Raw genomic sequence first — 17,475 nt, forward strand, 5'->3', positions numbered from 1 at the left:
TTACTGAGGGTTCTCGATGGGCTTTCTCCTGTCTGCCGAACAAGTGGGTCAGTTTGTTTCCAACCAATGGCAGGATCCCTATGCCGTTTTGGGCCCCCAGCAGATAGAAGAGGCCGGGAAATCCTTTGGGTTGGTGCGCGCCCTTGTGCCCAATGCTCGGCAGGTTTGGCTGGTGGAACGCGCCACCGGACAGGCTTACCCGATGCAGCCGCTGCACCCGGAAACGCTATTCGAGCTGCGCTTTGAGCCGGGAACCCCTCTGCCGGACTATTTTTTGCGGGCCCAACGGGTCTGGGATCCCCAAGGGGAACACTTGGAAGAGTGGGAGGATCCCTACCGCTTTCCCTTGGAGAAGGTCAACCACATTGGCGAGCTGGATCGCTACTTGTTCAACGAGGGGAATCACCACCGCATTTACGACAAGCTGGGCGCCCATCTCATCACGGTGGATGGGGTGAAGGGGGTGCATTTCGCCGTCTGGGCTCCCAACGCCCGCAACGTCAGCGTTATCGGCGATTTTAACCACTGGGACGGGCGTCAACACCAGATGAAGCGGCTGGGCGAAAGCGGCATCTGGGCGGTGTTCATCCCCGGCATAGGGCCAGGCGCCATCTACAAGTACGAGGTGAAAACTTCCTGGGGGGATATCTACGAAAAATCGGATCCCTATGGCTTTCAACAGGAGGTGCGCCCCAAAACCGGCTCCATCGTAGCCGACCTCAACACCTACACCTGGCACGACCAAGCCTGGCTGGAAAAACGCGCCGCCACCGATCCCCTGCGCTCGCCGATTTCGGTTTATGAGGTGCATCTGGGATCCTGGATGCACGCCTCGGCTGAAGATCCACCTGCCGAAGGGCAAAGTGTGCTGGTGGACCAAAAGCCCAACACTCGCTTCCTCACCTACCGCGAGCTGGCGGACAAATTGATCCCCTATGTGAAGGAGCTGGGCTTTACCCACATCGAGCTGTTGCCGGTGGCAGAACACCCCTTTGATGGCTCTTGGGGCTATCAGGTGATTGGCTACTATGCCGTAACATCCCGCTATGGATCCCCGCAAGACTTTATGTATTTTGTCGATCGGGCTCACCAAGCCGGGATCGGCGTGATTGTCGATTGGGTGCCTGGGCATTTCCCCAAAGATGGGCATGGGCTGGCTTTTTTCGACGGTACTCACCTGTACGAGTACGCCGACCCTCGCAAAGGCGAGCACAAAGGTTGGGGCACTTTGGTCTTTAATTATGGCCGCAACGAGGTGCGCAATTATCTGGTGGCCAATGCCCTTTTTTGGTTCGAGAAATACCACATCGATGGGATCCGGGTGGACGCGGTGGCCTCGATGCTTTATCTGGATTATGACCGCAAAGACTGGATCCCCAATCCCTACGGCGGGCGGGAACACCTCGAAGCCATCGACTTTTTCCGGCAGCTCAATACCCTCATTTTCAAATACAACCCCGGTGCGCTTTCCATTGCCGAAGAATCTACTGCTTGGCCGATGGTAACTTGGCCAACCCATGTGGGTGGGCTGGGCTTCAACTTGAAGTGGAACATGGGTTGGATGCACGACATGTTGGATTATTTCCACATGGATCCCTGGTTCCGCCAGTTCCATCCCCATTTGGTTACCTTCAGCCTCATGTATGCCTTCAGCGAAAATTACATGCTGGCCTTTTCTCATGATGAGGTGGTGCATGGCAAGAGCCACATGTTGGGCAAAATGCCGGGGGATCATTGGCATAAGTTCGCCAGTCTGCGGGCTTTGTATGGCTACATGTTCACCCACCCTGGCAAGAAAACCTTGTTCATGAGCATGGAGTTTGGCCAGTGGAATGAGTGGAACGTTTGGGCAGATCTGGACTGGGGGCTGCTGCAGTATGAACCCCACGCCAAGTTGCGCCACTACGTGGCCAGCCTGAATCACCTGTTGCGCTCTGAGCCTGCCCTGTATACCCAAGACACCAAGCCAGAAGGGTTCCGCTGGATTGACTGCAGCGACCATCGCGGCATTGTTTCCTTCATCCGCTATGGGGAGGATCCCAGGGAGTGGGTGGTGGTGGTTTGTAACTTCACGCCAGTGGTCTGGCCCCATTACCGCATTGGGGTACCGGAACGAGGTTTTTATCGAGAGCTGCTCAACAGCGATGCTGTGGAGTTTTGGGGCAGCGGGGTAGGCAATTTGGGGGGCAAGTGGACAGACGACTGGGCCTACCACAACTTGCCCTACTCCCTCGAGCTCTGCCTGCCGCAACTTTCTACCTTGGTGCTGAAATGGCAGCCGCCGCAGCCGGTCGAGTCCCAGAATTGACACCCTGCTGGCTTCCTTCCGCCGCACTGGGAGGACGGGTCTGGAGACTTCGTTTTTTGGCCATTTGTAGTCCTTTCAAGCTGGATTGAGACAATCCCCAAGCGCTCCATACCGCTTCCGAGATCACCCCCAGTCCTCTTCCCAGAGGGAGAGGGGAGTTGGGAAGCAATGGGATGGAAATGTTTCATTTCGTTTCATTCTTATTTAAAATGACTGTGGACGTGGGTGCAGTGTTCTAGTTTGAATCGAAATGACCATAAGGCAGACATAACTGAGTGCTACGGGCAGGTTTTTTCTGAGAGGATTTCAGCAATGGCCGCAGCCACCCGCTCTTGTTGACAGGTGGTCAACTCAGGAAAACACGGCAAAGACAACACCTGAGCCGCACACAGCTCGGCATTGGGCAGATCCCCCCGCCTGTAGCCCAGCCCTCGGTACACCGGCTGCAGCGGCAACGGCAGAGGATAGTAAACCCGACTGCCAATGCCCCGCTCCTTCAGACCCTGCTGCAAATCGTCCCGCCGCCGCGAATCCAACGGCTCAGAACCCACCACCCGCACCGTGTACTGGTGCCACACCGAGTTCCCCCCCACCCCCACCTGAGGCAGAATCAAACCCGGGATCCCTTGCAGCAAGCGGTGGTAACACTCCGCAATCCCCTGCCGCCGCCAGTTCCACTCCCGCAGATAAGGCAACTTCACCGAGAGAATCACCGCCTGCAGCGCATCCAAACGACTGTTGAGACCCAAATGCTCGTGGTGGTACGGACGGGTCTGCCCATGCTCCCGCAGCGCCCGCACCCGCCTGGCCAGTTGCCCATCCCGCGTCACCACCGCCCCCCCATCCCCAGCCGCACCCAGATTCTTGCTGGGAAAAAAGCTGAAGCAGCCCACCTCCCCCCAAGTGCCCACCGGCCTGCCCCCCCAACAGGCCCCCACCGCCTGGGCACAATCTTCCACCACCGCCAAGCCGTGCCGCCGGGCAATAGCCAGAATCTGGGTCATGTTGGCCGCCTGCCCAAACAAATGCACCACCACCACCGCCTTGGTGCGGGGGGAGATGCTCCTTTCCAGCAGTCGGGGGTCCAAGTTGAAGGTAGCAGGATCCACATCCACAAACACCGGACGCGCCCCCACCCGGCTGATGGCGGCAGCCGAGGCAAAAAAACTAAAGGCACTGGTGAGCACCTCATCCCCCGCCTGGATGCCCAAAGCCTGCAAAGCCAACACCAAGGCATCGGTGCCGGAATTGCAGCCGACGGCCTCCAAAGAGCCACCCCCCAAAAACTGGGCAAACTGCTCCTCAAAGCGCTGCACCGCCGCCCCGCCGATGTACTGGCCAGAGGCCAGCAGCGCTTCCAGCTGCGGCTGCAACAGCCCGGCCAAAGCGCGGTACTGCCCCGTCAAATCCAGCAGCGGAATCGGCTCCTCCGTCATGGTGCTGCCTTTGGAGAAGGTGGCGGCCACAGCCCATCATCGCGGATGAGAGCCTGGGTAGACAACGCTCTGGGCCAGCAGGGGGCTGGAACCGGTCTGCCCAGCCTGTCCTGAAGGTCTGCAATCTGAGATAGAGTAAGCGCGGGATGTCCTGAGCCAGGGATCCCTGGATACCGCTTTCTACAGGATGCTTTATGCAGGTGGCTTCTCGAGCAGTTGGCGGCACAGCGCCTTTGGCCCCCCGCCTTTTGGCTCTGGTGCCGGGGGGGATTGGGGATCAGATTTTGTTTTTCCCCGCCCTGGCCAGTTTGCGGCAGCGCTTTCCTGAGGCGGAGCTGGAGGTGCTGGTGGAGCCGCGGGCAGCGGCTGCCTACGAGGTTTGTCCTTCGGTGAGTCGGGTGCTGACTTTTCCGTTCAAAGAACAGCTGTCGTTGGGGGATCTCAGCGACCTGCTGGGGCGCATTCGGGAGCGGCAGTATGACGGGGTGCTGAGCCTGGGCCGAAGCTTGGGGGTCAAGCTGTTGTTGTGGCTGACCGGCATTCCCAAGCGGGTGGGCTATGCGCCGCCGGGGCCGGGGCGACCTTGGCTGACCGACCCGGTGCCCCTGAAGCCGGCCCAGTATGCGGCCCAGATGTACCACGACCTGGTGCAGGGGTTTGGCATTGCTGCGCCGGCGGGGTTGCCCCAGATTCGTCTGAAAAAAGCAGACCTGGAGTGGGCAGAGCAGGAACGCAAGCGCCTTTTGGGGGATGCCGCTCAAGATTATGTGCTGTTGCATCCGGGGGCCAGCCAGCTGTCGCAGGAGAAGGGAATTCAGAAGATCTATCCCTCTGCCAACTGGGTCAAGGTCATCAAGGGTTTTCGGGAGCAGCGGCCGGAGCTGCCGTTGGTGCTGGTGGTGGGGCCAGAGGATGAGCAGCTGGCGGAGGGCTTTCTGGCGCAACTGCCGGAGCTGCCGGTGAGCCGTCCTGTCCGGCTGGGGCAGCTGGCGGCCTTGATTGGTGGGGCAACGCTGCTGTTGTGTGTGGACAGTGCTCCTATGCATTTGGCGGTGGCTACCCAGACGCCGCTGGTGGCGTTGTTTGGGCCCACCGACCCGCTGCGGTTGCTGCCTTCAGAGGGGCCGTTTCGGGCGGTCAAGGGGGCCGATGGGAAGGTGGAGTCGATTGCCCCCGAGCAAATTCTGCAGGTGATCTTTCCGGCCTAGAGCCAAGGTTTTCGTGGCAGCAACCCAGTCCAGTTTCTCTGCAGGCGGACCGAGAAGCCTTCTAGCCTGGGAGATGTGTCCCTGTCTGCTTTTAGCCGGCGGGAGAGCTTGCTTTGTCACCTTGGCTCTCCTAGGCTTGCTGGCGAGCGACCGTAAGGCAGTCAGCATTGCTGTTGACCGGGGGAACTTCTGCCCTCTTGGGGGAAAAGGGCTGGGGAAGTAGGGGATTCTCATGCGGACGAAGGGACTTGAACCCTTACGCCTTGCGGCACTAGATCCTAAGTCTAGCGCGTCTGCCGTTCCGCCACGTCCGCAAAACCTGCATGACCCAACTGGTTACCTGCGCCAGCATTCCAGTTGGAGCCCGCCCACCTATGCTAACCCAAGCCGGCTCTGGCTAACCCGGCAGCTGGGCAACAGCAACCTTCAGATCATCTGTGGCGTCCAGAACCACCCAACCTTGCCCCACCGCCCGCTTCCACAGCTCAAAGTGGAGGTGCGGCCCAGTTACCGCTCCGGTCGCCCCCACATAGCCGATGACGGATCCCCGCTCTACCACTTCCCCCGGTGTTACAGCAACTTCGGACATGTGGCCATAGCGAGTGCGCCGACCGCCGGCATGCTCCAGCACAACGGTGATCCCTAGACCCCCCAGGGATCCCGAAGTGACCACCTTGCCGCTTAAAGAGGCCAAGATCGGCGTGCCCATGCTGGCCCCCAAATCCACTCCAGCATGAAACTCCGGCTCTCCGCGGATGGGGTGAATTCGCATGCCAAATCCAGAAGTAATCGGCACCGGGTGAGGTAGGGGGTAGAGCAGTCGTTCGTCACCTGCCGCCAGTTCAGGCAACCTTGGCGTTTGCGGTTCAGGAGCTTGGGGCTGGCTGGGATCCTCAATGCGAATCTCTTGGCCAGGGGCGAGGATGATGCGGCGACCGGAGCTGCGTTCCATCAGCACCACCGGCACCCCACTTTCAGGCTGAGCATGGGGAACCCGGTCATGGTTCTTCTGGGGCTCAATCACAATCTCACGGCCCATGACCGTCTCTGTGCGGGTTTCTGCCTCAAGGGTCGCAGGGCTGCCCTCTCGTAAAGGAATGGCTCCATCCAGCAGCAGGGCTGCTGCCCCAGGCGTGTCTAGGGCCGGTTCCACCATGGGCGGCGGGGGCAAAGGGGTTGGTTGGGTTTGGGCCAGCAGAGCAGTGGGATAAAACCAGAGCAGAGCCAGCCCCAGCTTCAGCCAAAAGCGCAGCCGCCGAGCTCGGGGGGAGAAAAGGCGCGCTGCCATAACCCAAAGCTTCATCACCGAGTTCAACACAGGCCACATAAAAAACACAAGAGAAATTACAGGCTATCGCCCGCCGGCATGTGATAGCTCAAGCGAACTTGGTCGGGTGTAAGCGTCCGGATGGATTGCTGCTGTTGCAGATGTCGCTCCCCTTGTGTTTGTACTCGCACCCTTCCATCCTCGGCAAGGCCCAAGATCGTGAGGCTAGTCCCCCTTTCGAGCCATTGGACTTGCGGCTTGACCATCCAGGCTTCGTACTCTGAGCGAACGGGGGCAAATCCCCCTTGCAACCAGACGTGGAATCCCTGCTCCATCCCCTGCAGAACCCAGCCGGCAATCTCGGTGCGGTCGAGTGAGCGGTGCAGAGGGGATCCCAAAATTTGGGCTAAGGTGATTGCCCCAATGGGAACGGGGTTGTTGACATTCACCCCCACACCGGCCACCAACCCCAGCAGTTGCCCGCCCCCCCCAAAGCGGCTTTGCACCAGGATCCCCCCCAGCTTGAGCAGAGAATCCGGGCGCTGCTCGTCCACCACCACCAAATCGTTGGGCCATTTCAGCCGCAGCGGGATCCCAAGGTTTTGCCGTAAACGGCCCGCAATGCCCCAGCCCAAGGCCAGGGTCAGTTCCAGCAGCGAGTAATGCAAAGGCGGGGATCCCAGCCAAACGGACAGGTATAGTCCCCCCGGCTGCGAGTGCCACACCCGCCCATGTTGACCTTGCCCAGCCCGTTGGCGGGTGCTGACCAAAACTGTGCCCACCGGCAGCGGCTGTGGGAACCGACGGCCCCAGTCCAAGAGCAGCCGATTGGTGGAATCGGTCACCGCCACTTGCAGCAGATGGCGGCCCCACCGGCCCGCCTGGGATCCCAGCCGCGAGGGAGAAAGCATCTCTACCCGGGATTAGCTCAACACAATGTCTTCCGCCGGACGCTGGGCCAGCCGCTTGAGGTTTTGGTAGCGCAACATGTCCAGCAGATCATTGCCCGAGCGCCCCTCCAGACGGGCCTCCACATGCAGCGCCTGCCCTAGGGCCTCCACCGCCTGCAGCCGCGGGATCCCGCGCAACACCAGGCGATCCACCGCATAGGCGTCAGCAGCCAACAGACGACGGTCATTGGTTTGGTCGCGGCGCAACTGCCAGAGGGCCAAGCCACTCAAACCACCCGAAACGGTTGCTCCCACGGGATCCTGTTGTACGGCCTCGAAGATCAAGCTCAACCCCCCCAGAGCTGCTATGGCCAGGTAAAAGTCGATCTGCCGCGACACCGCCCGACTGTAGTAGCCCACCTTGTGCAGGAACAGCCCCGCCCGCTGCAGGGGGGTAAATTGCCGCCACTCGTAGGGCTTGATGAACAGCCGCATCTGCCGTTCCCAGGGCATTTGCCGACGGCCTTTGATCACCACCGTTTGCCGTTCCGAGGCGGGCAAGATCTTCACACTCTCCCGCATACTGGCTGGCAGCAGATCCAACAGGCGCTCAATCTCCGCCTGATCCAGAACGTAGTTTTCGTAGCCGTAGTATTCCGAGTTCATGCCGGGCCTGCTCCTCAGCTTAGTCCCATCGCCTGACGCATCTCTCGCACCGCCCGATCCAGCCCCACCAGCACCGCTCGACTGATAATGCTGTGGCCGATGTTCAGCTCCTCCATTCCCGGAATCCGCGCCACTGGGCCGACATTCCAGTAGGTAAGACCATGTCCCGCATTCACCCGCAAGCCCAGCTGAAGAGCCTGTTGGCTGGCCTTTTCCAGGTGGTCAAGTTCCACCTGCCGCTGAGCTGCGGATGAGGCTTCTGCATAGCGCCCCGTGTGGAGCTCCACCCAGCGGGCTCCCACTTGGGCAGCAGCGGCAATTTGGGTCGGATCTGGGTCGATAAACAAGCTGACGGGAATGCCGGATCCCTGCAGTTGGCCGACCACGTCCCTGAGGCGCGACACCTGCCCCGCCACATCCAACCCACCTTCGGTGGTGATTTCCTCCCGCCGCTCAGGAACCAAAGTGACGTAGTCAGGCTTAATCTCCAGGGCAATCGCCACCATCTCCTCGGTGGCTGCCATCTCTAAGTTGAGGTGGGTGCGCACAGTTTGCCGCAACAGCCGCACATCCCGATCTTGAATGTGACGGCGATCCTCGCGCAAGTGCACCGTAATGCCATCTGCCCCCGCCAGCTCGGCAATCACCGCTGCCGCTACCGGATCTGGCTCCACCGTGCGGCGTGCCTGTCGAAGGGTGGCAATGTGGTCGATGTTAACTCCAAGACTTAACAAGGCTTTACTGCTTTGGGTGTAGAGGAGAATACCCCTAGTATTACATTATTCAATTTACGCCGGTCAGATGAGCCAGGATGCCATGGGCCTCAGGCCGCGAGGGTGTAGGCTTTACTCTATGATCAGGTAGCGACGTCTCGCCTGTGCGGGATCCACTCCGGGCTTGCCATGACTGATCCAGATGCCTCTCTGGCGGTGGGACAACACTCCATTGTTGACCGGGCGCGAGTGCCGGCCTTAATTGCCCAGTACTTGCCGGTGGAGATCTGCATTTACTACCAAGTCGTCCCCTTGGCCCTGGATACCGACAGCCTCATCTTGGGCATGGTGGATCCCCAGGATTTGGCGGCGTTGGACTATGTGAGCAAAATGCTGGCCTATTCCCAGATTTCCGTCCAGCCAATCCCTCTCACCGCTCAGCAGCAGCAGGATTTAATTGCCTACTACTTCAGCCATCCCCCCGACCCGGCAGAGGTGGAGCGGCTGCGCCTCCAGGCCCAAGCCAACCGGGTGACTCGGGAGGTTCCTGCTCCCGTGTCGGGGCCCCCCACGCAGTTGAGGCCAACCCAGCCTCCGTCCGTCCCCGCCGACGAATCAGAAGAGACAGTGCAGCAGTTGCTCAACTCGATGCTGCGGCGGGCTTTGGATGAGAAAGCCGAGCAAATTTTCGTGGAGCCTCAAGAGGGTCCTTCTTGTCGAGTGCGCTACCGCCAGCAGGGGATTTTGCGGGATCTGTTCAAAGATCTCTCCGAGTCCATACGAGCGAAGTTGATCACCGCCATGAAGCGGATGATGGCGCTGGATCCGGAGTTGATCGGGGAGCCGCAGCAGGCAGAGGTGGAGCGGATGTACCGGGGGGAGCCACTGGTGTTGCAGTTGCGCATCATACCGCAGCGCTCCAAAAGTGGCCAGACTGCCGCCTCTAGAGAAGGGGCCATCTTGAGCATCCTGCGAGGGGAAGCTCTCCAGAAATATCAACAAGGCCAGAATAACCTCCGCGTCTCTGAGACCCTAGCTTTGGCCCAACAGACCTATCAACTGCTGCAACAATTGCAAAGTGCTCTCAGCAACACAGTTGACAAGCTTAAGCAGTACCCCAGTCCGCCGCGGAGCGACTGGCCCCTGATGACGGAGGTGTTGGCAGCTATTCAAGCCCAAGCCCAGATGATCGCCATCCACCAGCAGGACTGGGAAAAACTCAATTCCGGCAGTTGACCCCCCAAAACCAGCCCCGAGCAACATCCCTTCAACGGGATCCCTCCCGCAGCAGCACCAAAATCACTCCGGCAATGATGCTGATGGTGGCACCGGCAATCAGGCTGGTGGCTAGACGTTCCAGCCGTTCCCCGATGGTTTGTGAGGTGTCGAACTTAAAAGTGAGCTTTTCGACATCACCTGAGAGCTTTTCGACATCGCCCGAGAGCTTTTCGACATCGCCCGAGAGCTTTTCGACATCGCCCGAGAGCTTTTCAACCCGCTCCGAGAGTTTTTCGCTATCCCCTGAGAGCCGATCGATCCGCCTCAAAACTTCCTCTTGTTGTTGGGTGAGACGAGCTATTGCTTGGCTATTGGCCTCGACCAGGCGCTCGACTCGCTCTAGGCGCTCTTCTGTTGAAATCGTCATAGGGGCTAACAGTCGCGAGTACGGTACACCAGAATACCCATCCTATGCTATTGCCGGCTATTCGTCTCTCCGGCAGGGGTTTAATGGGAGGGCCTCCCATTCTGCTGCCCTGGATGGGGTGCGGTAATCTTGAGATCGTGAAGTCTTGTTCGTTAGCTTCCATGCCGTCAAAAGATCCAACTCCTCTGCCCAAGCCCCAGTCGCCATCAGGGGAAACCCCTGCCAGCTCGGGATCCCGCAGCTGGTGGCAGGCGCAACGGGAAAACCTTCTAACGGTGGTGCTGGCTCTGTTGCTGGCCTTCGGCATTCGCACCTTTGTGGCAGAGGCGCGTTGGATCCCCTCCGATTCGATGCTGCCCACTCTGGAAGAAGGGGATCGGCTGGTGGTGGAAAAGGTCAGCTACCGCTTTGGTTCGCCCAGACGAGGCGATATTATTGTTTTCAACCCTCCCGCCAAACTGAACTTCGACGGGGCCTACATCAAGCGGGTGATCGGCCTGCCGGGAGATCGCATTCGCATCGCCAACGGTGAGGTCATCATCAACGGGATCCCGCTGCGGGAAGACTACATCTATGCCCCCCCCGACTATTCTTGCCCTGGCGAGCGCTGTCCTGGAGTTCCCAATCAGGGATCCGAATTCGTGGTTCCTCCCCGCTCCTATTTTGTGATGGGGGATAACCGCAACGACAGCCAAGACTCCCATGTGTGGGGTTTCTTGCCGGAAGAAAACATCATCGGCAACACCATTTTTCGCTTTTGGCCCCCAAATCGCCTACACTTTTTCGCCCCGCCAGAATATCCTGAGCTTCTTCCAGAGGCCCAAGTGTTGGGCAACACAGCCCGGTAGAAAGCCAGCTTGACCCTGTCGGGACTGCTCAGTGCAGCCGCTCCAGCACATAGTCCACCATCTGAAACAAAGCACGACGCGCCGCAGAGTCCGGCAGGCTATACAGCGCTTCGGCAGCCCGCTGGGCGTAGTCGCGGGCCAACTGACGAGAGCGTGGGATCCCTTCGCTTTGATACACCCACTCCAGGGCCTGCTTCAGGTCTTGCGGGTTGGACAGCTCCCTGAGAATGAGCTCTCGCATCTGGGGAAATTCCTCTAGGGCAAACAGAACGGGTGCAGTGAGGTTGCCCTGGATGAGGTCGGATCCCACAGGCTTGCCAAGCGTCTCTGCCGAAGCGGTGAAATCCAGCAGATCGTCGACAATCTGAAAAGCAATGCCCAGATCCCGCCCAAAATCGAACAGGCGATCCGCCACTTCCTCGCTAACCCCGCTCAGCAGGCCAGCAGCCTTGGAACTGCCGGACATGAGGGAGGCCGTTTTGTAGAAGCTCTTGGCCAGGTAGTCTTCCATCGACACATCCGGGTCGAAGCGGGTGAGGCTCTGGCGCACCTCTCCCTCCGGCAAATCCATGATTACTTTGGAAAGGAGCTTCACTACCTCCAGGTTGTCCAGATTGGCCAAGTACCAAGCAGCTTGGCCGAAGAGGTAATCCCCCGCCAGCACGGCTATCCGATTGTCGAAGAGGGTATTCACCGTATCGATGCCCCGTCGCACGTCGGCAGCGTCGATGACATCGTCGTGAACCAAGCTGGCCGTGTGGATCATCTCAGTAATCTCTGCCAAGCGCCAATGCCGTGGGGTAATCTCTCCATCTGGGGTGGTGGCACGGGCAATGAGGAGCACGATGGCTGGCCGGATCCCTTTCCCTCCCGCCGAAAACAGATGTTCGGCAGCCATGGCCAGGATGGGGTGCTTGGCACTGACCAACCGCGTTAGGTTCTGGCGTAAACGCTCCAGATCCGCTTCTACAGGGCCAAAGGGGGAGAGCACAGAGGTCATGGAGCCAAAGTATGAGAGGTTTTACAAAATTTCACATCTTTTTCTATTGTAGAGTACCCCATCGTTCCCGGGGAAAACCAGGCAGTATCATGCAAGCAGTCTTTTGCCCTTCTCATGTCGGATCCCGTTCCCCCACTTCGATCTCATTCCGTTCCGCCGCTCCCTTCAGAACCCGATTGGGAGGAGGAGTGGGAGCTGGCGCTGGAAAAGCCGCCGCTGTCTGGGCGGGCCCAGCCTCACCATCATGATCCCCAGTCTCGGCGCAAGTTGACCAACCGCTTGGCTCGCATCGAAGGGCATGTGCGTGGGATCCGCTCCATGATCGAGCAGGATCAGCCTTGTCCAGATGTGCTGCTGCAAATTGCCGCCGTCAAGGGAGCGCTGGATCGGGTGGCGCGGCTGATTTTGGACGATCACATTCGCCACTGCATCCGCCATGCCATCGAGACCGGCAATATCGAAGTGGAGCTGGAGGAGTTGCAGCGGGCTCTGGATCGCTTTATCAGCTAAGTCTCGATGGCCAGATTTAACTTGATGAAAGTCTCCCCTTGCTTGGCTCAGGGGAACGCCAAACTGGGCTGTCAATATCTGCAGCGGGGGCTGGCCGTTGTGATGCTATCTAGTACCCCAGGTCATTCAGAAGGTTGGGGGGAGGGCTGGGTATAGCGCTCCAGCAGAGATGCGCTTTTCAGTTGCCACTGCAGTCCCATGAAGGCCCAGTCGATAAACTCGTTGATCTCCTCAGCGCTGAACTGCATGGCTTTGCCGATCTCGAAAATTAGCTCCTCTTCTTTTTCCACCAGCTGGCTATTCACCACCGCCATTGCTGCCAAATCCCGCAGGATCAAGGCCCCTGCCGCATTGCGCATGGGCGGGATCCCACTGATATCCAAAGGCGCACCTGTTTCATCGGCCAGATAGGTTTGGGCCAGTGGCGCTTCGATGCCTACCCCTTCTGCGATTTGCATGAAGAAAGAGGTTTCTTCTTCGTCCAACTGGCCATCTACTCGGGCCACCGCGATCAGGGCCTTGAGGTAGAGCTGGCGCTGCTCGTCTGTCAAATCGGCGTAGTTGATCATGGGAGTTGCTGCTGAGTGTAGGGTTTTCTCTTCAACTCTGCCATGAAGGTTGCCTTCCAAACCGGGGTCGGACATTTTCCAGTCAAGTTCCAGTCAAGCAGAAAATCGCTTAAAATAAAAGGCCTGTGTCTACCGGCCAAACGCCAAAGGCTCGGAGCGAGGCTCTGGAGCTTCAGCAGGCTTGGCGGGTCTAGGCGAACTCTTTTTTGGATTTTTTGGATCTTTACAGCTTGCGGAGCGTCCCCCAAGGAGTGGATACCCCATGGTCAAATTGCGGCTCAAGCGCTACGGAAAAAAGCGGCAACCCAGCTATCGCATCATCGCCATTGAAAGTAAAAGCCGCCGTGAAGCCCGTCCGCTAGAGGAACTGGGTTACTATAACCCGCGCACCAAGGAGACGGTTTTGCAAACGGCAGGCTTGCTGAAGTGGTTGCGTTGTGGCGCTCAGCCCACAGAGACCGTGGACAGTCTCCTCAAAAAGGCCGGCATCTACGAGATGTTGAAAGCAGGGGAAGGCGGAGTGGTTGCCTCGATTCGCATCCCGGCCATGGCCAAGCCTGAAGCTGGGATCCCTGAGGCGGCAGAAGAGGCCCCTGCAACAGAATCCGTGGCCGAGGCTGAGGTCGCCGATGTTCCCGAGTCTGAATTGAGCGAAGCTGCCACTGAGACAGCAGCGGCAGAATTAAGTCCTCCAGAAGCTGAAGTTGAAAAGCCTCAGGTTGAGGAAGCGGTTGAGGCCTAGGGTCGGCTAAGCTTGGCTTGGCCAGTTGTTCCCTCCTGTCGTCTAGCTCTCTATGCCAGACTACAAGGCTCTCGCCCATCTTTTGATCGAACCGCTGCTCAGCAGCGCCTCTCTTCAAATGGATGTGGAAACCACCTGTGGCGGGCGAAAGGTATGGCTGCGGCTGGCCTTTGACCCGAAGGATCGGGGGCGGGTATTCGGGCGGGGCGGGCGCACCCTGCAAGCGATTCGACAGGTGATGATGGCCGCAGCTCAGTTGGCAGGTCAATCTCTGTACATCGATATCTACGGAGAGGCGGGAGAGCGGAATCGGGAGGAGCGGGAATGAGCCAAATTCTCACCTTTCTGGGCAAGGGGGGCACAGGTCGGAGCACCTTGGCCGTGGCGGCAGCTCGGGCCGCAGCCCAGCAGGGGCGGCGGGTGCTGTTGGTGGGCCATCAGGCGGGGCCGGGGCTGGAAATGCTTTTGGGCGGGATCCCGCTTTCCGGCGAGCCGGTGACCATTGCTGCCAACTTGAGCGTGGTGCAGTTGCGGACAACCCAGCTGCTGGAGCAGTTCTGGACGGCGGCCAAAGAGCTGGAAGCCCGATACGTGCGCACCCCCTTTTTCCGGGAGATCTACGGCCAGGAACTGGGGGTGTTGCCGGGCATGGATCAGGCCCTGGCCCTGGAAGCTCTGCGCCGTTACGATGCCAGCGGCCAATACGACTGCATTCTCTACGATGGGCCAGGGGATCTGACCACCTTGCGGGCCTTTGGGATCCCGGAGGTGGCCAGTTGGTACTGGCGGCGAGCCTCCCAAGCTTTTTTGGGATCCGACTTGGCCAAAACCCTGCGACCCTTTGCCGAGCCCTTGTTGCGTTCGGTAAGCACCGTGGAATTTTCCTCCCTGGAGGATCTGCCAGAGCGGTTGGGGGGCATGACCAACCTTTTGGAGCAGGGACGACAGGCTATTGCCAATCCGCGCCGCGTGTTGGCCCACCTGGTGACCACCCCTGACCCGATGGCCGTGCAAACCGCCCGTTACCTTTGGGGGAGTGCTCAGATGGTGGGGCTGACGGTGGGTGGCCTCTGGGTTACCCCTCTGGCTCCGGGAGAGGTCTCGGCCGCCGATTTTTTCCCGCTGACACTACGAACACTCCCCCTGCGTCAGGGATCCGATTGGTCGGCTTTGGAAGCAGCGGTGGGGGGGATGTTCGCTGTGCCGGATGTGCCGCCGCCCGTGGCCATCGACGAGGGATCCCGTACAGTCAAGCTGTTTATTCCCGGCTTCAGCAAGGCCCAAATCGAGCTGAGCCAGTCAGGCCCGGAGCTGACCATTACCGCCGGGGATCAGCGGCGCAATTTGTTCTTGCCCCCCAGCTTGGCAGGTCGGCAGGTGACTGGGGCCAAGTTTCAAGAACCCTTCCTGGTCATCAGCTTCGGCTAAAACGATCCCCAGTTGTTCCCCTCTGTTCGCGTTAGCGGTATGGAGTCCTTGGGAGAGAGCGATGTTGGCCAAACGGATCATTCCCTGTCTGGATGTGGCGGCAGGGCGGGTGGTGAAAGGGATCCAGTTTGTGCAATTGCGGGATGCCGGGGATCCGGTAGAGCTGGCCCAGGCTTACGATCAGGCAGGAGCCGATGAGCTGGTCTTTTTGGACATCACCGCCACCCACGAAGAGCGGGAGATCTTGCTGGAGGTGGTGCGGCGCACCGCAGAGCAGGTGTTCATTCCCCTCACGGTGGGAGGAGGGATCCGCGATCTGGAGGGGATCCGACAACTGCTGCGGGCCGGGGCGGACAAGGTCAGCCTCAACTCGGCAGCGGTTCGGGATCCTGATCTCGTGGCTCAGGCCAGCCGCTGGTTTGGATCCCAGTGCATTGTGGTGGCCATTGATGCTCGCGCCAAGCCGCAGGGAGGGGGATGGGAGGTATACGTGCGCGGGGGGCGGCAGCCGACGGGCCTGGACGCGGTGGAGTGGGCCAAAAGCGTGGCCGAGCGGGGGGCAGGGGAGATTTTGCTCACCAGCATGGACGCCGACGGCACCCAGGCCGGCTATGACCTGGAGCTAACCCGGCGGGTGGCCGAGGCGGTGTCGGTGCCGGTGATCGCCTCTGGGGGTGCAGGAGCGTGTGCCCACATCCGCCAGGCTCTGCAGGAAGCGGGAGCAGAAGCAGCGCTGTTGGCTTCTCTGTTGCACTACGGCCAGTTAACGATTGCCCAAATCAAAGCCGACTTGGCCGCCCACGGCATTCCGGTGCGTTGCTAACTCTGCGAGGGATCCTATGCAAGCTCAGGATCTGGCCGCTCTCTTGCCCAAGGTAAGTCGGCTGGCGGAGGCGGCAGGACAGGCTATTTTGCCCATCTACAGACAGGAGCAGCTTCAGGTAAGGGCCAAGGCGGATGCCTCTCCCCTTACAGAGGCGGATCTGGCCTCCCACCACCTGATCCTGCAAGGCTTGCAAGACCTGACCCCAGGGATCCCGGTGCTCTCGGAAGAATCGGGCGGGATCCCTTACCCAGAGCGGCAACAGTGGGAGCGGTTTTGGCTGGTGGATCCCTTGGATGGCACCCGAGAGTTTATCGGGCGCAACGGCCAGTTTACGGTGAATATTGCTCTCATCGAGGAAGGGATCCCCATCCTGGGGGTCGTCCATGCCCCAGCTCTGGGCCTCACCTACGCGGCTGCGCAAAAGCTGGGGGCCTGCAAGAGGGAAAGGACTCCGTCCTGCGTTCACGAACAGCCCATCCGCACCTGCCCTTACGCCCAAGAACCCCTACAAGTGGTGGCCAGCCGTTCCCACAGCAACCCGGAGACGGAGCAGTTCCTCGAGCGGCTGCGGCAGCGCTGTGGCTCTCTGGAAGTGAAGTCTGTGGGCAGTGCCCTAAAGCTTTGCCTTGTGGCCGAAGGATCTGCCCATCTCTACCCTCGCTTCGGCCCCACCATGGAGTGGGATACTGCCGCTGCCCAGTGCATTGTGGAGCAGGCGGGGGGAAGGGTTACCGATCTGGCAGGGGATCCCTTGCGCTACAACAAGCCCGACCTGCACAACCCGCCCTTTGTAGCGGCTGCCGAAGGCATGGCCCAACTGTGGCAGAACCTGATCCCCTGAGCGAAGCCCCGGCTACATGCCCATCTCTGTGGGGTTAAAGCCATCCGGGAACTTGGTGTACTCGTCGTAAAGGGCACCGCGGAAATGGGTGTTGGTGATGATGGCTCCGCGCAGATCGGCCCCAATCCGCAGATCGGCTCGGTTCAGCTCGGCTTCGCTGAGGTCGGCCCTGAGCAGCTTGGCTCGGTAGAGGTTGGCCCCCCGCAAGTCTGCCTTCACCAACTTAGCCCCAATCAGGTTCACCCGTCGCAGCTTGGCTCCGCGCAGGTCGGCTCCCGAGAGATCCGCTCCCGACAAATCCGCCTCGCGCAAATCTGCCCCACTCAAGTCGGCATCCCGTAGGATAATGCCCTTCAAATTCGCGCCACTCAACTGCGCTCCGCTCAGGTTGGAGCCGGAAAAGTCCCGTTGGCCAGACGCATAAGCCTGCAACAGTTGCTTGGCATCCAAGAGAGGCTTAATACTTGCTGTTGTCATCGCTGTTTGTTCTGATACATTTACGCTGAACACTGCTGAACATCACTGTTCAACTATGCAGCGATAGCATTCTGTTTGTTTCCATTCGCGTTAGCGGGACG

At 59.7% G+C, this 17,475-nt stretch carries 19 protein-coding genes and 1 tRNA gene; 10 read left to right on the plus strand and 10 right to left on the minus strand.

Translation table 11 applies throughout. The features are described 5' to 3' along the window. The first annotated feature begins 16 nt into the window (after positions 1–16). A complete protein-coding gene (gene glgB / locus ACVWZU_RS09000; protein ID WP_457444468.1) occupies positions 17–2,308 on the plus strand; it encodes a 1,4-alpha-glucan branching protein GlgB in 2,292 nt (763 codons plus the stop codon). A 278-nt stretch (positions 2,309–2,586) separates the two neighbouring features. Here glgB and ACVWZU_RS09005 read toward each other — a convergent pair whose 3' ends face one another. Then, positions 2,587–3,744, minus strand: coding sequence for a DegT/DnrJ/EryC1/StrS family aminotransferase (locus ACVWZU_RS09005; RefSeq protein ID WP_457444477.1), 1,158 nt, complete (start codon positions 3,742–3,744; stop codon positions 2,587–2,589). 194 nt (positions 3,745–3,938) lie between these two features. On the opposite strand from ACVWZU_RS09005, the gene ACVWZU_RS09010 reads away from it, so the two are divergent. Further along, a complete protein-coding gene (locus ACVWZU_RS09010; protein WP_457444469.1) occupies positions 3,939–4,952 on the plus strand; it encodes a glycosyltransferase family 9 protein in 1,014 nt (337 codons plus the stop codon). Positions 4,953–5,185: 233 nt separating this feature from the next. Here the strand turns inward: ACVWZU_RS09010 and ACVWZU_RS09015 are convergent. The 5 genes from ACVWZU_RS09015 to ACVWZU_RS09035 all read right to left on the minus strand — a co-directional run bounded on the left by ACVWZU_RS09015 (position 5,186) and on the right by ACVWZU_RS09035 (position 8,509). After that, positions 5,186–5,266: transfer RNA gene (locus ACVWZU_RS09015), tRNA-Leu, on the minus strand. Positions 5,267–5,349: 83 nt separating this feature from the next. Further along, a complete protein-coding gene (locus ACVWZU_RS09020; protein WP_457441890.1) occupies positions 5,350–6,240 on the minus strand; it encodes a M23 family metallopeptidase in 891 nt (296 codons plus the stop codon). 56 nt (positions 6,241–6,296) lie between these two features. Then, entirely contained in the window at positions 6,297–7,130 is an 834-nt protein-coding gene (locus ACVWZU_RS09025; RefSeq protein WP_457444472.1) for a biotin--[acetyl-CoA-carboxylase] ligase, read from the minus strand. A gap of 12 nt (positions 7,131–7,142) precedes the next feature. Beyond that, complete coding sequence (locus tag ACVWZU_RS09030; RefSeq protein ID WP_011432111.1) at positions 7,143–7,775, minus strand: DUF3318 domain-containing protein; 633 nt, start codon at positions 7,773–7,775, stop codon at positions 7,143–7,145. Between the two features lie 14 nt (positions 7,776–7,789). Continuing rightward, on the minus strand, positions 7,790–8,509 hold the full coding sequence (locus ACVWZU_RS09035; protein WP_414383724.1) for a pyridoxine 5'-phosphate synthase: 720 nt from the start codon (positions 8,507–8,509) through the stop codon (positions 7,790–7,792). Between the two features lie 168 nt (positions 8,510–8,677). Between ACVWZU_RS09035 and ACVWZU_RS09040 the strand changes: the two genes are divergently transcribed. Then, a complete protein-coding gene (locus ACVWZU_RS09040) occupies positions 8,678–9,724 on the plus strand; it encodes an ATPase, T2SS/T4P/T4SS family (protein WP_414332177.1) in 1,047 nt (348 codons plus the stop codon). A gap of 31 nt (positions 9,725–9,755) precedes the next feature. Here ACVWZU_RS09040 and ACVWZU_RS09045 read toward each other — a convergent pair whose 3' ends face one another. Further along, positions 9,756–10,133 (minus strand): hypothetical protein, encoded by a 378-nt coding sequence (locus ACVWZU_RS09045; RefSeq protein ID WP_414375322.1) that lies wholly within the window; start codon positions 10,131–10,133, stop codon positions 9,756–9,758. Between the two features lie 161 nt (positions 10,134–10,294). Here ACVWZU_RS09045 and lepB point away from each other — a divergent pair, with 161 nt between their 5' ends. Further along, positions 10,295–10,981: a signal peptidase I gene (gene lepB, locus ACVWZU_RS09050; RefSeq protein WP_041436160.1), complete on the plus strand. Its 687-nt coding sequence runs from the start codon at positions 10,295–10,297 to the stop codon at positions 10,979–10,981. 28 nt (positions 10,982–11,009) lie between these two features. Here lepB and sds read toward each other — a convergent pair whose 3' ends face one another. Beyond that, the gene (sds, locus tag ACVWZU_RS09055; protein WP_041436149.1) at positions 11,010–11,981 is read right to left on the minus strand and encodes a solanesyl diphosphate synthase; all 972 of its coding nucleotides are present in this window, start codon (positions 11,979–11,981) and stop codon (positions 11,010–11,012) included. Positions 11,982–12,095: 114 nt separating this feature from the next. On the opposite strand from sds, the gene ACVWZU_RS09060 reads away from it, so the two are divergent. Beyond that, entirely contained in the window at positions 12,096–12,491 is a 396-nt protein-coding gene (locus tag ACVWZU_RS09060; RefSeq protein ID WP_011432105.1) for a metal-sensing transcriptional repressor, read from the plus strand. Positions 12,492–12,613: 122 nt separating this feature from the next. On the opposite strand, the gene ACVWZU_RS09065 is transcribed toward ACVWZU_RS09060, so the two are convergent. Next, entirely contained in the window at positions 12,614–13,060 is a 447-nt protein-coding gene (locus tag ACVWZU_RS09065) for a TerB family tellurite resistance protein (RefSeq protein ID WP_414330135.1), read from the minus strand. A 262-nt stretch (positions 13,061–13,322) separates the two neighbouring features. Here ACVWZU_RS09065 and rpsP point away from each other — a divergent pair, with 262 nt between their 5' ends. The 5 genes from rpsP (at position 13,323) to cysQ (ending at position 16,897) form a co-directional block, all read left to right on the plus strand. Then, positions 13,323–13,802, plus strand: a complete 480-nt coding sequence (rpsP, locus tag ACVWZU_RS09070; protein WP_011432103.1) for a 30S ribosomal protein S16 — start codon at positions 13,323–13,325, stop codon at positions 13,800–13,802. A gap of 52 nt (positions 13,803–13,854) precedes the next feature. Continuing rightward, on the plus strand, positions 13,855–14,130 hold the full coding sequence (locus ACVWZU_RS09075) for a KH domain-containing protein (protein ID WP_011432102.1): 276 nt from the start codon (positions 13,855–13,857) through the stop codon (positions 14,128–14,130). Further along, complete coding sequence (locus ACVWZU_RS09080; RefSeq protein WP_011432101.1) at positions 14,127–15,230, plus strand: Get3/ArsA fold putative tail anchor-mediating ATPase NosAFP; 1,104 nt, start codon at positions 14,127–14,129, stop codon at positions 15,228–15,230. The genes ACVWZU_RS09075 and ACVWZU_RS09080 overlap by 4 nt, the downstream gene beginning before the upstream one ends. 61 nt (positions 15,231–15,291) lie before the next feature. Further along, positions 15,292–16,053, plus strand: a complete 762-nt coding sequence (hisF, locus tag ACVWZU_RS09085) for an imidazole glycerol phosphate synthase subunit HisF (protein ID WP_414419538.1) — start codon at positions 15,292–15,294, stop codon at positions 16,051–16,053. A gap of 16 nt (positions 16,054–16,069) precedes the next feature. Further along, positions 16,070–16,897 (plus strand): 3'(2'),5'-bisphosphate nucleotidase CysQ, encoded by an 828-nt coding sequence (gene cysQ, locus ACVWZU_RS09090; protein WP_414350347.1) that lies wholly within the window; start codon positions 16,070–16,072, stop codon positions 16,895–16,897. Positions 16,898–16,909: 12 nt separating this feature from the next. Here cysQ and ACVWZU_RS09095 read toward each other — a convergent pair whose 3' ends face one another. Beyond that, positions 16,910–17,374, minus strand: a complete 465-nt coding sequence (locus tag ACVWZU_RS09095; protein WP_011432098.1) for a pentapeptide repeat-containing protein — start codon at positions 17,372–17,374, stop codon at positions 16,910–16,912. Between the last annotated feature and the right edge of the window lie 101 nt (positions 17,375–17,475).

This window comes from Thermostichus sp. MS-CIW-26 (genome assembly GCF_054059115.1).

What these genes read in the sequence shown, in the direction of transcription:
- glgB (WP_457444468.1), top strand. Translation starts at nt 17, where the DNA reads ATGGGCTTTCTCCTGTCTGCCGAACAAGTGGGTCAGTTTGTTTCCAAC.
- ACVWZU_RS09005 (WP_457444477.1), bottom strand. Translation starts at nt 3,744, where the DNA reads ATGACGGAGGAGCCGATTCCGCTGCTGGATTTGACGGGGCAGTACCGC.
- ACVWZU_RS09010 (WP_457444469.1), top strand. Translation starts at nt 3,939, where the DNA reads ATGCAGGTGGCTTCTCGAGCAGTTGGCGGCACAGCGCCTTTGGCCCCC.
- ACVWZU_RS09020 (WP_457441890.1), bottom strand. Translation starts at nt 6,240, where the DNA reads ATGGCAGCGCGCCTTTTCTCCCCCCGAGCTCGGCGGCTGCGCTTTTGG.
- ACVWZU_RS09025 (WP_457444472.1), bottom strand. Translation starts at nt 7,130, where the DNA reads ATGCTTTCTCCCTCGCGGCTGGGATCCCAGGCGGGCCGGTGGGGCCGC.
- ACVWZU_RS09030 (WP_011432111.1), bottom strand. Translation starts at nt 7,775, where the DNA reads ATGAACTCGGAATACTACGGCTACGAAAACTACGTTCTGGATCAGGCG.
- ACVWZU_RS09040 (WP_414332177.1), top strand. Translation starts at nt 8,678, where the DNA reads ATGACTGATCCAGATGCCTCTCTGGCGGTGGGACAACACTCCATTGTT.
- ACVWZU_RS09045 (WP_414375322.1), bottom strand. Translation starts at nt 10,133, where the DNA reads ATGACGATTTCAACAGAAGAGCGCCTAGAGCGAGTCGAGCGCCTGGTC.
- lepB (WP_041436160.1), top strand. Translation starts at nt 10,295, where the DNA reads ATGCCGTCAAAAGATCCAACTCCTCTGCCCAAGCCCCAGTCGCCATCA.
- sds (WP_041436149.1), bottom strand. Translation starts at nt 11,981, where the DNA reads ATGACCTCTGTGCTCTCCCCCTTTGGCCCTGTAGAAGCGGATCTGGAG.
- ACVWZU_RS09060 (WP_011432105.1), top strand. Translation starts at nt 12,096, where the DNA reads ATGTCGGATCCCGTTCCCCCACTTCGATCTCATTCCGTTCCGCCGCTC.
- ACVWZU_RS09065 (WP_414330135.1), bottom strand. Translation starts at nt 13,060, where the DNA reads ATGATCAACTACGCCGATTTGACAGACGAGCAGCGCCAGCTCTACCTC.
- rpsP (WP_011432103.1), top strand. Translation starts at nt 13,323, where the DNA reads ATGGTCAAATTGCGGCTCAAGCGCTACGGAAAAAAGCGGCAACCCAGC.
- ACVWZU_RS09075 (WP_011432102.1), top strand. Translation starts at nt 13,855, where the DNA reads ATGCCAGACTACAAGGCTCTCGCCCATCTTTTGATCGAACCGCTGCTC.
- ACVWZU_RS09080 (WP_011432101.1), top strand. Translation starts at nt 14,127, where the DNA reads ATGAGCCAAATTCTCACCTTTCTGGGCAAGGGGGGCACAGGTCGGAGC.
- hisF (WP_414419538.1), top strand. Translation starts at nt 15,292, where the DNA reads ATGTTGGCCAAACGGATCATTCCCTGTCTGGATGTGGCGGCAGGGCGG.
- cysQ (WP_414350347.1), top strand. Translation starts at nt 16,070, where the DNA reads ATGCAAGCTCAGGATCTGGCCGCTCTCTTGCCCAAGGTAAGTCGGCTG.
- ACVWZU_RS09095 (WP_011432098.1), bottom strand. Translation starts at nt 17,374, where the DNA reads ATGACAACAGCAAGTATTAAGCCTCTCTTGGATGCCAAGCAACTGTTG.